The 14,866-nt window shown below is 65.2% G+C and carries 6 protein-coding genes; 1 reads left to right on the top strand and 5 read right to left on the bottom strand.

Translation table 11 applies throughout. The features are described 5' to 3' along the window. Positions 1–48: 48 nt before the first annotated feature. From glgX to V5F68_RS13640, 4 genes are read right to left on the bottom strand one after another with little or no spacing between them, the layout of a single operon-like run. Positions 49–2,178: a glycogen debranching protein GlgX gene (gene glgX / locus V5F68_RS13655; protein WP_394013085.1), complete on the bottom strand. Its 2,130-nt coding sequence runs from the start codon at positions 2,176–2,178 to the stop codon at positions 49–51. Further along, on the bottom strand, positions 2,175–4,415 hold the full coding sequence (glgB, locus tag V5F68_RS13650; RefSeq protein ID WP_394013084.1) for a 1,4-alpha-glucan branching protein GlgB: 2,241 nt from the start codon (positions 4,413–4,415) through the stop codon (positions 2,175–2,177). The genes glgX and glgB overlap by 4 nt, the downstream gene beginning before the upstream one ends. 32 nt (positions 4,416–4,447) lie before the next feature. After that, positions 4,448–7,756 carry a maltose alpha-D-glucosyltransferase gene (treS, locus tag V5F68_RS13645; RefSeq protein ID WP_394013083.1) on the bottom strand — a complete coding sequence of 1,103 codons (3,309 nt, stop codon included), beginning with the start codon at positions 7,754–7,756 and terminating at the stop codon, positions 4,448–4,450. Beyond that, a complete protein-coding gene (locus V5F68_RS13640; protein WP_394013082.1) occupies positions 7,757–11,041 on the bottom strand; it encodes a maltotransferase domain-containing protein in 3,285 nt (1,094 codons plus the stop codon). Positions 11,042–11,316: 275 nt separating this feature from the next. Between V5F68_RS13640 and V5F68_RS13635 the strand changes: the two genes are divergently transcribed. Next, positions 11,317–12,957, top strand: a complete 1,641-nt coding sequence (locus V5F68_RS13635; RefSeq protein ID WP_394013081.1) for an alpha-amylase family glycosyl hydrolase — start codon at positions 11,317–11,319, stop codon at positions 12,955–12,957. 33 nt (positions 12,958–12,990) lie between these two features. On the opposite strand, the gene V5F68_RS13630 is transcribed toward V5F68_RS13635, so the two are convergent. Continuing rightward, positions 12,991–14,862, bottom strand: coding sequence for an ABC-F family ATP-binding cassette domain-containing protein (locus V5F68_RS13630; RefSeq protein WP_394013080.1), 1,872 nt, complete (start codon positions 14,860–14,862; stop codon positions 12,991–12,993). Between the last annotated feature and the right edge of the window lie 4 nt (positions 14,863–14,866).

Genomic DNA, 14,866 nt, shown 5'->3' with positions numbered 1-14,866 from the left:
TTCAGGAAGACGTATGCGCGGGAGCCCGCGCGGAATGGTTCGGCAGGCTCATGGCTGCGGGTCCAGATGGGCGGCAAGCAGGCGAATGCTGAGAGCAGAAACCAGCGTCTCGTGTTCGATGGGGCGCTGTTCGGAGACGAGGCCGGCGGCGCTGTCCACAAGCACGCGCCACGTCACAGCAGGCGCAGGCAGGCGGAACATGACCGGGCGGTCTTGCGCATTCACCAGAAGGAGCAGCACGTCGAGCCGGCCCGGTGGCACATCACCGACCACCGCCGCCAGCCCAGCGCGCCGCAAAGCGAGCGTGTGGCCGCCATCGGCGTGCCAAGCATCGCCGTGCAGTTCGGCTCCGCTCTCGTCGAACCAGCCGATGTCCCGAAGGCCGGGGGCCAGTTCCACGTGCCCGTGCAGAAAATGGGGCGCGCGCAGAATCGCGAAGCGGCGGCGCACTTCCGCAAGACGGGCAAAGAAGGCGGTCAGCGCGCGGCCGTCCGGCGTGCGGGCGCGCTCCCAGTCGATCCAGGACACGTCGTTATCCTGGCAATAGGCATTGTTATTGCCCTTTTGCGTGCGGCCAAATTCGTCGCCGGCAAGCAACATGGGCGTGCCTTGGGCGAACATCACCGTGGCCAGCATGGCCCGTGTCACATGCGCCCGGGTTTCCAGCACCCAGGGGTCGCCGGTCGGTCCCTCCACGCCCCAATTGGCGCTGTGGTTGCCATCGTGTCCGTCCCGGCCGTCCTCGCCGTTCGCCGCGTTGTGCTTGCGTTCGTAGGAAACCAGATCCGCCAGGGTGAAGCCGTCGTGGGAGGCCACATAATTGACGGAAGCCCAGGGTTTGCGGAAACGCCGGTCGAACTTGTCGCCGGAGCCCGAGAGGCGTGCCGCAAGATCGCCGCGCCGGCCCGGCTCGCGCTTCCAGAATCTGCGCACCCCATCGCGGAAGCTGTCGTTCCATTCCGCAAATCCGGGCGGCATGCAGCCAAGCTGATAGCCGTCCGGCCCGAGATCCCAGGGTTCGGCGATCAGCTTGCAGCGCGCCAGCACCGGATCCTGACGCACCGCGTCGAAGAAGCCGGAGCCGACGTCGAACCCCGTGCCTTCGCGCCCCAGTGTCACCCCAAGGTCAAAGCGGAAGCCGTCGACGCGGAACGCCGTGGCCCAATAGCGCAAAGAATCCATGACCATCTGCAGCACACGCGGATGGGAGAGGTTGACCGTGTTTCCGCACCCGGTCTCGTTGATGTAATAGCGCTCGTCGCCCGGCACGAGGCGGTAGTAGCTCGCATTGTCGATGCCGCGAAACGAGAGGGTCGGACCAAGCTCGTTGCCCTCGCAGGTGTGGTTATAGACCACGTCGAGGATTACCTCGATGCCAGCGGCATGCAGGCGGCGAATGGCGGCGCGCATCTCATGCAACGACCCGGTGGAGAGGAAGCTCGGCTCCGGCGCAAAAAAGGCGAGGGTGGAATAGCCCCAGTAATTGCGGAGCCCGCGCTCGAGCAGAAAGCGGTCCTGCAGGAACGCATGCACCGGCATGAGTTCAATTGCGGTGATGCCGAGCCTTTGCAGGTGCTCGATGAAGCGGGGATGGGTGAGGGCCGCGAAGGTGCCGCGTTCATGGGCGCGCACGTCGGTGCGCCCCATGGAGAGGCCGCGCACATGGCCCTCGTATATGACGGTATCTTCCCAAGACACATTGGGCGCGCGCTCATCGCCCCAATCGGTTGCCTCGCCCACGACCACAGCTTTCGGCATGGCGGCGGCGCTGTCGCGGCGGTCTAGCGAAAGGTCCGCGCGCCCACCGTGGATGCGATAGCCGAACAGCGTGTCCGACCAGCGCAATGGGCCGGTAATCTGCCGTGCATAGGGGTCAAGCAGCAGCTTGGCGGGATTGAATCGGTGCCCGCGCGCGGGGTCGAACGGCCCATGGACGCGATAGCCGTAAACAAGCCCCTCGAACGCACCGGGCAAATAACCGTGCCAGACCTCGTCGGTGCATTCCGGCAGCGCGAGGCGCGCCACCTCGCGCCGGCCGGAGGGCTCGAACAGACACAACTCCACCTTCTCCGCATTGGCGGAGAAGAGGGCGAAATTCGTACCCAGGCCGTTCGTGACCGCGCCAAGGGGATAGGGCCGCCCCGCATCCAGACGATCAGGAAGCGGCGGGAGCGTCATGGCGTTTCCTTCGGCCGCAGGAACAGCGCGCCCAGGGGCGGAAGGCTGAGACGGACCGAAAACGGCTGGCCGTGGCTTTCCTCGCCAGTCGCCGCGACGGCGCCGAGGTTGCCGATGCCGGAACCGCCATATTCGGTGGCGTCGGTGTTCAGCACTTCCTCCCATTGCCCGCCGTGGGGCACGCCGATCTGATACCCATGGCGCGGCACAGGCGTCATGTTCGCGACCACCAGCACCGGCGCGCCCGCATCGGCAAAGCGAAAGAAGGCAAATACCGAATTGTCCACGTCGTCGCCGACGATCCAGGCGAAGCCATCCGGCGTCGTGTCGCGAACGTGCAGGGCGGGGGCGTTCCGATAGAGGCTGTTCAGATCGCGCACCAGCTTCTGCACGCCGCGGTGGAGCGGATCGTCCAGGAGATGCCAGGGCAGTTCCGCATCGTGGTTCCACTCGCCCGGCTGTGCGAATTCGCACCCCATGAACAGGAGCTTCTTGCCGGGGTGGCCATACATGAACCCGAGATAGGCCCGCAGGTTGGCCATGCGCTGCCAGGTGTCGCCGGGCATGCGCCCAAGCAGGGAGCCCTTGCCGTGCACCACTTCATCATGGGAAATCGGCAGGACGAAGCGCTCAGAGAAGGCGTAGACGAGCGCGAACGTCATGTCGTGATGATGGTAGCGCCGGTGGATCGGTTCGTGGCCGATGTAGCGCAGGGTGTCGTGCATCCACCCCATGTTCCATTTGAAATCGAACCCGAGCCCGCCCAACGCCACCGGCGCCGTCACGCCTGGCCAGGCGGTGGATTCCTCCGCCACCATGATGGCGCCGGGGGCCTGGGCGTGGACCGTATCGTTCAGCCGCCGCAGGAACGAGACGGCCTCCAGATTTTCCCGCCCGCCATGGATGTTTGGCACCCATTCGCCGGGCTTTCGAGAATAATCGCGGTACAGCATGGAGGCGACCGCATCCACGCGCAGTCCATCCACGTGGAAATGCCGCAGCCATTCCAGTGCGCTCGCAATGAGGAAGCCGGAGACTTCCGCGCGGCCGAAATTGTAGATCAGCGTGTTCCAGTCGTGGTGGAACCCTTCGCGCGGGTCGGCATGCTCATAGAGCGCTGTGCCGTCGAATTGCACGAGGCCGTGGGCGTCGCTTGGAAAATGCGCGGGCACCCAGTCCAGCAGCACGCCGATTCCGGCAGCGTGGCAGCGATCCACGAAGCGGGCGAAGGCATGCGGCGGGCCGAAGCGTGCGGTGGGCGCGAACAGCCCCAAAGGCTGGTATCCCCATGAGCCGCCAAAGGGATGCTCCATCACCGGCATCAGTTCGATGTGGGAAAAGCCCATATCAACGACATAGGGAATGAGGCGATCGCCCAACTCCTCCCAATTTAGACTGCGCCCGTCGTCGAGGTGGCGCATCCAAGAGCCGGGATGCAGCTCATAGATGGAGATCGGCGCCTGTGCACTCTGGCGACCGCGACGCTCTTCCATCCAGCGGGCATCGGTCCAATGGAATGGAGCAGGATCGGCGACGATTGAGGCGGTGGCAGGCGCCAGCTCCGCCGCCCGGGCCAGCGGGTCCGCCTTCAGCGGCAACAGGTTGCCGTCCGCACCCAGCAGTTCGAACTTGTACCGCACGCCCGCGCCTATGCGCGGGATGAAAATCTCCCAGACGCCAACAGAATGACGCAACCGCATCGGATTGCGGCGTCCGTCCCAATGGTTGAAGTCGCCGACGACGGAGACCCGCCGGGCGTTGGGGCCCCATACTGCGAAGCGCACGCCGGTTATGCCGTCGACGGTCGCAACGTGGGCGCCCAGCATTTCGGACAAGTTGTGATGCGTCCCTTCACCCAGCAGGTAAAGGTCGAGATCGCCGAGCAAGGGCGGGAAGGAATAGGGATCCTCGCTTTCCTGCACGCTTCCGTCATCCCAGCGGATCCGCAAACGGTAGCGTGGCGCCACGGCGCCCGGACGCACATTTGTCGGCGCAAGCTTGCCGGCGAAAAATCCGGCGGGATGCATCCGCACCAGGGTTGCGAGGCGCGCGCCGGAGACCGGATCCAGGGCCTCGACTTCACGCGCCCCGGGCTGGAAGGTGCGCAGCACGAAATCGTGCTCCACCCTATGGGGGCCAAGGAGGCCGAACGGGTCACCATGGCGCCCCTCAACCAGGGCCGAAACCGCCCCGGGATCGAGCAGCAGGTCGGTTTCGGTGCGATCGGCGATGCTCATGGGCGGCTCTCCAGGCGGGCGCGGGAGACTGTTCAATGGGCATCCTCCAGGCTTGACTCGCGTTCCACTTCCGCCGCGCCGGCGAGCCGCACGGCCAGGTCGTGCAGACCGCGTATCGCGAAGTCGATCCAGGCCGGCCGGTTGGCCGCTTCATACGCGACCTCGTAGGCGGCCTTTTCCAGCAGGAAGAGATCAAGCAGACGCCGGTCGATGCTGGCATACGGACCGCCGCCCTCGGTGTACCCGCTCAGGAAGCTGCGTTCCGCGCGGTTGCGAAACCGCTCCAGCAGCGCCTGGCGCTCTGTCGCCGTTTCCCACGCGCGAATTTCGCTTGCGGGTGAATCGATGGCCGCTCGCAGATAATCCAGCGAGCGCATCAGCCCGGCCACATCGCGCCATGGACTGGCCTTGGCACGGCGTTCGGCGATGGTGCGGCGCGGCTCGCCCTCAAAATCGATGATGTAGGCGTCGCCACCGGACACCAGAATCTGTCCGAGGTGGAAATCGCCGTGGATGCGCGTCATCAGCGCTCCCACAGTGGTCTCGGCGAGGGCGTCCACCGTGCGCAACAGCGCAGCGCGCGCGTCCACAAGTGCGCGGGCGCGTGCCTCTGTTTCCGCGCTCTCGAAGGGGCCATGCGCCGCGAGAACGTCCAAGGCGCGAGATAGTTCGGCCTTCACCTCCTCACCCCAGACGGCCGCATCCTTCGCCTCAGCGATGGTCGGCGCGAACGCGGGGTCTTTGCTCGGGCGCGCCAGCACCGCATGCAGTTCGGCCAGCCTGCGCCCCGTGGCTCGGATAAAGGGCGTCAAGCCGTTGATCTGCTCATCGAATGCAGCGCCCTTTTCTTCGTCGACGGGGGTGGTTGCGCCGAGCGCGCGGCGCAGTTGCTCGACCATCCAAGTCCAGCCATCGCCCTGATTACGCACGTGGCCCAGCAAGAGCGCGACCACGGCGGGCCGGCTTTCGCCATCGAAACGCACGACTTCACCAAGCAATGGCGCGGTGTTCGCGTATTCCTGCTCGGTCAGGTGGCGCACCATCTCGGATTCCGGGTGAATGCCGAACACGGTCCGGCGCACCACTTTCAACACCGCAAGATCTTCGATGATGATGGTCGAATTCGATTGTTCCGCGGCGATGCGGTGCACCGGCGTGTCGGCCGGGATATCCGTCGTGGCCAAGCGGGAGGTCGGCACGAAGCGCAAGTCTCCGCCATCCGGAATGGGCAGGGCGACGCTCTTGCGAAGGGCGGCGATCACCGCATGCGGCATGGCATCGAGCGTCAGCGCGTCGGTCAGGTAGCCGACCCGCCGGCCCTGCCGCACCCGCGACAGCGCAAGCTGGATCACGAGCGGGGCAGGCTGCTGGTCTTCCCAGGCGATGGCCAGGGGCATCATGTATTGCTCGGTGCGCCCGCCCACCTCGACATCGACGGCCGCGAGGAGCACTTCCGAACGGTCAGCGCCGGCCGGCAGCGGGAGCGACCAGGCGATATGGACCGCCCCCAGCTTCTCATTCTTGGAGGCGAACCACCGGCGACGGCCGATATAAGCGGGCAAAGCCTCGCTCTCCAGAAGCGCCTTGTGGCGATCGCGCGCGACTTCCGGCAGGCCTGAGCGCAGAACCAGCGTAATGAATTCCGGCAATTGCTCGGGTGGCGGCGCATGCCAGCTGGGCTCGGCGATCTCCTTGGAAAGATAGAAAGCGTAAAAGCCATAGGCCGGTAGCGTCAGCAGATAGGGCAGGCGACCGACGGGAGGAAAAGGTGTCCCACCCACCATCTCCACGGGGACGCGGTGCTCGAATTCAACGATGTCCAGCTCTACAGCCTGCAGGGTCTGAGACAGATTTGCGACGCACAATATGGTTTCGTCCTGGTATTCCCGGAGATAGGCAAGGATCTTGCGGTTCCCCGGATAAAGCAGGCGGAAGGTGCCGCGGCCAAACGCGCTATGTCGTTTGCGGATTGCCAACACGCGCCGCGTCCAATTCAGCAAGGAGTGCGGATCACGCAGCTGTGCTTCCACATTCAGCGCATAATAACCATACAACGGGTCTTGAATGGGCGGCAGTACAAGGCTTTCCGGGTCGGCGCGGGAGAAGCCGCCGTTGCGGTCCGGCGACCATTGCATCGGGGTCCGCACGCCGTCGCGGTCGCCCAGATGAATATTGTCGCCCATACCGATCTCGTCGCCATAGTAAATCACTGGCGTTCCGGGCATGGTGAACAATAAGGCGTTCATCAGTTCAATTCGACGACGATCTCGCTCAAGCAAAGGCGCAAGACGGCGGCGAATGCCCAGATTGATGCGGGCGCGGCGATCAGCGGCATATACGCTCCACAGATAGTCTCGCTCGGAATCCGTGACCATTTCGAGCGTCAGTTCGTCGTGGTTGCGCAGGAAAATCGCCCATTGGCAGTTTTCCGGAATCGCCGGAGTCTGGCGTAGAATATCTGTGATGGGAAAGCGGTCTTCCTTGGCAATCGCCATGTACATGCGCGGCATCAGGGGGAAGTGGAAAGCCATGTGGCATTCGTCTCCCTCCGATCCAAAATATTGCTGCGTGTCTTCAGGCCACATATTGGCCTCGGCCAACAGCATACGCCCGGTGTAATTCTGATCGAGGTGCGCGCGGATCTTCTTGAGAATGGTATGGGTCTCGTCCAGATTTTCGTTGGACGTGCCTTCGCGCTCGATGAGATAGGGCACGGCATCGAGCCGCAGCCCGTCGACCCCCATGTCCAGCCAGAAGCGCATGACGGACAAGACCCGCTCTAACACTTCCGGATTGTCGAAGTTCAAATCGGGTTGATGCGAATAAAAGCGGTGCCAAAAATATTGGCCCGCGACCGGATCGTAAGTCCAGTTTGATTTTTCCGTGTCGAGGAAGATGATGCGTGTGCCGGAATATCCATGATCATCATCCGCCCATACGTAATAATTACGCTCGGGCGATCCCTTTGGGGCCGCGCGGGCCGCTTGGAACCAGGGGTGTTGGTCCGACGTATGGTTGATAACGAGTTCGGTGATGACGCGGATACCACGGGCATGGGCTGCCTCTATGAAGCGGCGCGCATCCTCCATGGTGCCGTAATCGGGCGAGACGCCTTCGTAAAGCGAGATATCATAGCCGTCGTCGCGGCGCGGAGACGGATAAAATGGCAAAAGCCAGATCGTATCCACGCCCAAGTCGGAAATATAATCTAGCTTGGAGAGCAAGCCGGGGAAATCGCCGATCCCATCATTGTTAGAATCGAAGAATGATTTTACATGGACCTGATAGATAACCGCGTCCTTATACCAATAAGGATTTGCGCTTGGGGCCGTTTCGCTCATTCAGACCTCCCCGGAGAGACGGTAGATGGCGAACGGGAGGGCGAGATCGAGATGCTGGTGCTGGATTTTGCCGGTCCAGCTAAAAGATTGATCATGAATGAGATTTTCCACATGGACGGTGGCGTGATCCGGCAGGCCGAGTTCCCACAAAGGAATCTCGAAATCGCAGGCCTGGGCCGCATGCGGATCGAGATTCACAAGGATCACCAAGAGGTTGTCGCGCTCTGGCGTGAATTTGGAGAACGCCAGCACCTGGTCGTTCCAGGCATTAAGGAACAGGATGTCGCGATGGGTGCGCAACGCCGGATTCTCCCGACGAATGCGATTGAGAAGCGTGATTTCGGCGCTTATCGCGCCCTCTGAACCGTAATTTCGGGCGCGAATTTCATATTTGTCGGAGGACTTGTATTCCTCCTTGCCGGGAACCGGCTCCGCCTCGCACAATTCGAAGCCGGAGAACATGCCCCACAGCCCGGACAGAGTGGCGGCGAGCGCCGCGCGCACGAGGAAGCCGGGGCGCCCCGAGGTCTGGAGATAATAGGGATTGATGTCGGGCGTATTGACGAAGAAATGCGGCCGGTAAAAATCGCTCACGGGCGGGGCGGCGAGTTCCGTCATGTATTGGGTCAATTCCGCCTTCGTGTTCCGCCAAGTGAAGTAGGTATAGGATTGGGAAAAGCCGATCTTCGCCAGCCGGTGCATGATCTTGGGCCGGGTGAACGCCTCGGCGAGGAACACCCCGTCGGGATGCTGCCCGCGGATATCGCTGATCAGCCATTCCCAGAAGGCGAAGGGCTTGGTGTGCGGATTGTCCACGCGGAACAAGCGCACGCCCTGGTCGATCCAGTGCAGCACCACATCGCGCAAGGCCAGCCACAAATCGGGCACGGCATCCTTCGCGAAGAAGTCGACATTGACGATGTCCTGATATTTCTTCGGCGGATTTTCCGCATATTTGATGCTGCCGTCTGGCCGCCAGTCAAACCAGCCGGGATGCTCGGTGAGCCAGGGGTGATCCGGTGCGCACTGGACGGCGAAATCGAGCGCGATCTCCAGGCCGTGGTCCTTTGCCGCCGCCAGCATGCGCCGGAAGTCGCTGAGCGTGCCCAATTGCGGGTGCACCGCATCGTGCCCGCCTTCGCGCGAGCCGATGGCATAGGGGCTTCCGGGATCGTCCGGCGCGGGGGTCAGGGTGTTGTCCCGGCCCTTGCGGTTCTTGGCGCCGATGGGATGGATCGGCGGGAAATAGAGCACGTCGAAGCCCATGTCGCGGATGCGGGGCAGGTCGGCCATCACGTCGTCGAACGTGCCGTGTCGGTTCGCATCGCCCGAGGTGGACCGGGGGAAGATCTCATACCAGGCCGCGAACGCCGCGCGCTCGCGTTCGGCATCCACCGGGAACATCCGGGGATGGCGCACCGCGAACGGGCGCACGTCGCTGGCTGAGAGGATCTCCTGGGTCTGCGGGCTCAGAAGCAGGTCACGCGCCGCCGGCCCATCGGCCTGCGCCAAGGCGCGCGTAAGTTCGGCGATGCGTGCGCCCGCTTCACCCGTGGCCGAGGCGCCGGCCACCAGCGCGCGGCCCTCCTCGATCTCCAGCGATACGTCGAGCCCCGCGTTCACCTTGGCTGAAAGCTCGTGATGATAGCTCGCATAGGGGTCGCGCCAGGCCTCGATGGTGAAGAGATGACGGCCGAGGCGCTCCAGCGCGAAATCGGCGCCATACCGATCGTTCCCGAGAGGCGTCATGCGCACTTCGCGCCAATTGGCGTCGTCCGCCGGCCGCCACAGCAAGGCCACAGCGGTGACGTCGTGCCCGTCGGTCACCACGTCCGCTTCCACGGAAACACGCTCGCCGACAACGCGCCGGATGGGGAAGGCGCCATCGTCCACGGCGGGGCTGACCGCTTCGATGGCGAGGCGCTGGGCGCGCGCGGCATTGAGGGCGCCCTTGCGCCCCAGGTCTTCCAGCAGAATGGCCTGGGGCCGCAGGCCGGACAGGTGGATCACGCCGCCCGGGGGCAGGGGAAGGCTGGCGGTGCTGTCGAAAGGTACGCCCTCGGGCCCATCGAACCGGGCAAATCCGTCGGTCCGTGGCATCAGCGCGGCGCCGCTCACCTGCGCCACCCGCTGAAGGCTGGCGTTGGCGATCACGAGATCCGCCGCGTCGCGGTCCTCGCTCTCCCGCAGCAATGCGGCAAAGGGGGCGGCGGGCGGTGAAATCATACGCCAAGGTCCCATGGCGCCAAGAACGTGGCGCCGCGCCATGGCGCCATTGGCCTCGACCACAGCCGCCGAAAGGTCAAAGGGGGCGGTCTGCCGCAATTGAGCGAGGTCCGTCGCGACAGCGGCAGCGGGGTCGAGCGGATCGCGCGCGCCGAATTCAAAGCCGGCCGGTATCAGCAGGCCGTCGCCGAGAGTTGACGCCAGCGCGAGCCGGTGCCGGTGGGCGCGGGTTGGATCGCCGCCATCCGGGTACGGCTGGAGCCGCGGGGCGAAGGGCGCTTCGGGAAAGGTGATGACGGGGCCGAGGCGGTGCAGCAGCGCCATCTCCTCCGCAAGCCAGGGTTTGCGGACATCCCACCACGCGAGAGAGGAGAAGCCGCCATCGAAGCCCGCCGGCACCAGGGCTTCGAGCTGCACGCGCGTCAGGCCGGGCGTCCAGGCATAAAAGCGTGCGTCGGCGTCAGCTGCGCGCCCCGCCTCGATGATTTTCTGCCAGATCTCGACCGGCACCCGCTGGGGCGCGTCGCAGCGAAAGCCCGAAATGCCGGCATCGACCAGCGCGCCCACCAGATCGGCGAAAAAGGCACCCACCGCGGACGCAACGCCGGCGTCGGCGAAATTCACTTGCGCGCCTTCCCGTGCGGGCAGGCGGCGGGGGTCCGGCATGGCCGGTTCCGCATCCTGCGGCAGGAACCAGGAGGGCTCCATGGCGGGGAGCAGGCCGTCGGGGGCCATGCGGTCCACCACCAGATCAAGGAAAAGCGCGAGGCCGTGTTCGCGCGCCTGCGCGCTCAACGCGGCGGCACCATCCAGCGCATCGCCGGCGAATTCGAAGCGCGCATTCAGCCGGTCGTGGTCGGCGGTGAGGAAGACGCTGCGGTCGCGGCCGGTGGCGAACGGGGAGGCCAGCAGAAGCGCGTCAAACCCCAGGGCCGCCGCGTGCGTGCAGGCGTCTGCGAAGGCGGCTGGCCGCATCGGATCGGTAAAATAGAGCCGGGGGACCCGGCTGGAGGAGGCGGAACTTTGACGGCTTGCGCGCGGTTCAGAGAGGATCAGCATGGGCTCTTCACTGCGGGCGGGAGAACGGAACGACTCAACGCCGGGCAAACCGCCGGCCGAGCTCTCCAGGGGGCAACGCCCCAGGCGAGCGGCGGTTCCCTTTCTTTTGCAGGCCATTGGAGAGGGCGGCAGGCGAAGGCCGGAACCGGCGCGGCGCCCCTCCGTTATGCCGATCACGTCGAAGTCGGCAGCGGGGCCGATGCGTAATGCGCCGGTCGCGCCGGCCTGCTTCAATGGCTCGGACGCGCCGCGCGAAGCGAGGGGAAGGACCATCCATGGATGCGCAAAACGAGACTGGCGCGAACCGGGCGCCGGCGTCCTGGTGGCAGACAGGGGTGATCTATCAGATCTATCCGCGCTCCTTTCAGGATGGGTCGGGCGATGGCATCGGCGATTTACCGGGCATCCTTTCCCGGCTCGATTATCTCGCCGACCTCGGTATCGATGCCATCTGGGTTTCCCCCATCTTCCCCTCGCCGATGGCCGATTTCGGCTATGACGTCAGCGACTATGTGGGCATCGATCCGCTGTTCGGGACGTTGGAGGATTTCGACCGGCTGGTGGCGGCGGTGCACGAGCGGGGCATGAAGCTGCTGCTGGATCTGGTACCCAACCACACCTCCGACCAGCATGCCTGGTTCAGGCAGGCTCGCGCGTCGCGGGATAATCCCAAGCGGGACTGGTACATCTGGCGCGATCCGGCGCCCGACGGCGGGCCGCCCAACAACTGGCTCTCCGAATTCGGCGGCAGTGCTTGGACCCTGGATGCGGCCAGCGGGCAATATTATTACCACGCCTTTCTCGATCGCCAGCCGGATCTCAACTGGCGCAATCCTCAGGTGGTCGCGGCGATCCACGAGGTCATGCGCACCTGGATGCGGCGGGGCGTGGACGGATTCCGGGTCGATGTGATCTGGCATCTCATGAAAGATGCGGAATTCCGCGACAATCCGGAAAACCCGGCGTTCGCCGCCGGCATGAATCCCTATGCCCGCCTGCTGCCTCAGCGCACCACCGACCTTTCCGAGGTGCAGGATGTCATCGCCGGCCTGCGGACGGTGGTGGATGAATTTCCCGAGCGCCTGCTGATCGGGGAAATCTATCTGCCGGTCGAGCGGCTGGTCGCCTATTACGGGGCGGAGCTGAAGGGCGTGCACCTGCCGTTCAATTTCGCGCTGCTCGATACGGCCTGGAACGCCCGGGCGCTGGACCGGCTCATCACCACCTATGAGGCCGCTTTGCCGCCGGGCGGCTGGCCCAATTGGGTGCTGGGCAATCATGATCGCCCCCGCATCGCAACCCGTGTCGGCCCGGATCAGGCGCGGGTCGCTGCCATGCTGCTTCTGACCCTGCGCGGCACGCCCACGCTCTATTACGGCGATGAAATCGGCATGGCCAACGTGCCGATTCCCCCAGAGCGCATCCAGGACCCCTATGAGAGGAACGTCCCCGGCCTCGGCCTTGGCCGCGACGGCGTGCGCACGCCGATGCAATGGGATGACAGCCCCTTCGCCGGCTTCTCGGAAGTCGAGCCCTGGCTTCCCGTGGCGGCGGACTTTTCCGAGGTGAATGTCGCCGCCCAGCGCGGCAACGGCCATTCCATGCTGACCTTCGTGCGGCGCCTGATCGCGCTGCGGCGTGCCCATCCGGCGCTTCTGGTGGGTGACTATCGCGCCCTGGCGGCGCAGGGCGACCTGCTGCTCTATGTGCGCACGCTGGAGGGCACGGAGCGGGTCCTGGTCGCGCTCAATGTCGGTCCGGAGCCGCTTGTCGCGACCTTGCCGGGGATCGCCGGGGAGGTGCTGCTCTCCACCTTCTGCGATCGCGAGGACGAGCGGATCTCGGGTGAAATCGCATTGCGGGCCAATGAAGGGGCCATCGTGGGCGTTGCGGCTGGAGCGGTGCTGCCCGAATGACCGGGCGGCGCCCGCGCCCGGCGCGGGCGCCGCTTATTCGGCCGCCAGCGCCAACGCCTCCAGATCGGCGCTCACGGTGATCCATTCCTCTTCCGCCTGCGCCAAGGCGTCCACCAGATCGCCGCGCTGCTTGTTCAGGCGGGCGGCGTCATTGGGGAATTTCTCGATCTTGGGATCGGCCAGGCGCTTGTCCACGGCGGCGATATCCTTTTCGAGCTTCGCCACCTGCGCCTCCACCTCCTTGAGGCGCTTGCGCAGCGGGGCGAGATCGGCCCCCTCCTCAGGATCCGCGGCGCCGTCGATGCGCTCCTTCTTGCCGTCGCCGGTCATGCGGCCGTTGGATTTGCTCAGCACCTCGCGGCGGTATTGGTCGAGATCCCCGTCATAGGGCTTCACCGTGCCGCCGCCGACCACCCAGAGCCGTTCGGCGCACGCTTCCAGCAGATGCCGGTCATGCGACACCAGGATCACGGCGCCGGGAAAATCGTTGATGGCGTTGATCAACGCCTCGCGGGCCTGGATGTCCAGATGGTTCGTCGGCTCGTCGAGGATCAGCATGTGCGGCCCGTTGAAGGCCGCGAGGCCGAGCAGCAGGCGCGCTTTCTCGCCACCCGAAAGCGATGACACCTTGGTGTCGGCCGCCGCGCCGGAGAACCCCATCTCAGCCGCGCGGGCGCGCACCTTCGCCTCGGGGGCATCGGGCATCAGCTTGCGCACGTGCTGGGCCGCGCTGTCGCCGGGGATCAGCTCGTCCAGCTGGTGCTGGGCGAGATAGGCGACCTCCAGCTTGTCGGCGCGCACCACCGTGCCCTTTTGCGGCGCGAGGCGATCCGCCAGTAGCTTGGCGAAGGTGGACTTGCCGTTGCCATTGGGCCCGAGCAAGGCGATGCGGTCGTCCTCGTCGATGCGCAGGTCGAGATTGCGCAGGATCGGCTTGTTTTCCACATAGCCGACCTCGACCCGGTCCAGCACAACGATCGGCGGGGAGAGCAGCTTCTCGGGATGGCGGATGGAGATGGCGGCCTGGGTCTCGCCCACCTCGGCGGCGAGCGGCTCCATCTTCGCCAGCGCCTTCATGCGCGACTGGGCTTGCTTGGCCTTGGAGGCCTTGGCGCGGAAGCGGGCGACGAACGCTTCCATATGGGCGCGTTGGCTTTCCTGCTTCTTGCGGGCCTTCTGGTCCAGCAGCAGCCGTTCCCGGCGCTGGCGGTCGAACGAAGTGAAGCCGCCGCGATAGAGCGTCAGCTTGCCGTTGAAGAAATGCAGGATGTGATCGACGCTGGTGTCGAGCAGGTCGCGGTCATGGCTGATGAGGATGACCGTGCGCGGATAATTGGCGAGGTAATCCTGAAGCCACAGCGTGCCTTCCAGATCGAGATAATTGGTCGGCTCGTCCAGCAGCAGCAGGTCCGGCTCGGTGAACAGCAGCGCCGCGAGCGCGACGCGCATGCGCCAGCCGCCGGAGAATTCCGAGCAGGGGCGGGCCTGCGCGCTCTCGTCGAAGCCGAGGCCAGCGAGGATGCGCGCCGCCCGCGAGGGCGCCGAATGGGCGTCGATATCCACTAGGCGGATCTCGATCTCGGCGATCCGGTGCGGGTCGGTGGCGGTCTTGCTTTCCTCGAGCAGGGAGGCGCGCTCGGTATCGGCGGCAAGCACTCGCTCCAGCAGGCTGTCGGGGCCGGACGGGGCTTCCTGCGCCACGCGGCCGATGCGGGTGCGGTTCGGCAGGCGCACGACGCCGCTCTCCAGCTCCAGTTCGCCCACCAGCGCCTTGAAGAGGGTCGTCTTGCCCGTGCCGTTGCGGCCGACCACGCCCACGCGCGCGTTCTCGGGAATGGCCGCCGAGGCGTGGTCAATGAGCAGGCGCCCCGCGACACGGAGCGAAATATCGTCAAGAACGATCATGATG

It is taken from the genome of Roseixanthobacter pseudopolyaromaticivorans (genome assembly GCF_043195145.2).
Lineage (GTDB): Bacteria > Pseudomonadota > Alphaproteobacteria > Rhizobiales > Xanthobacteraceae > NCEH01.
This window is presented reverse-complemented; position numbering and strand designations above follow the sequence as displayed.

What these genes read in the sequence shown, in the direction of transcription:
- glgX (WP_394013085.1), bottom strand. Translation starts at nt 2,178, where the DNA reads ATGACGCTCCCGCCGCTTCCTGATCGTCTGGATGCGGGGCGGCCCTAT.
- glgB (WP_394013084.1), bottom strand. Translation starts at nt 4,415, where the DNA reads ATGAGCATCGCCGATCGCACCGAAACCGACCTGCTGCTCGATCCCGGG.
- treS (WP_394013083.1), bottom strand. Translation starts at nt 7,756, where the DNA reads ATGAGCGAAACGGCCCCAAGCGCAAATCCTTATTGGTATAAGGACGCG.
- V5F68_RS13640 (WP_394013082.1), bottom strand. Translation starts at nt 11,041, where the DNA reads ATGCTGATCCTCTCTGAACCGCGCGCAAGCCGTCAAAGTTCCGCCTCC.
- V5F68_RS13635 (WP_394013081.1), top strand. Translation starts at nt 11,317, where the DNA reads ATGGATGCGCAAAACGAGACTGGCGCGAACCGGGCGCCGGCGTCCTGG.
- V5F68_RS13630 (WP_394013080.1), bottom strand. Translation starts at nt 14,862, where the DNA reads ATGATCGTTCTTGACGATATTTCGCTCCGTGTCGCGGGGCGCCTGCTC.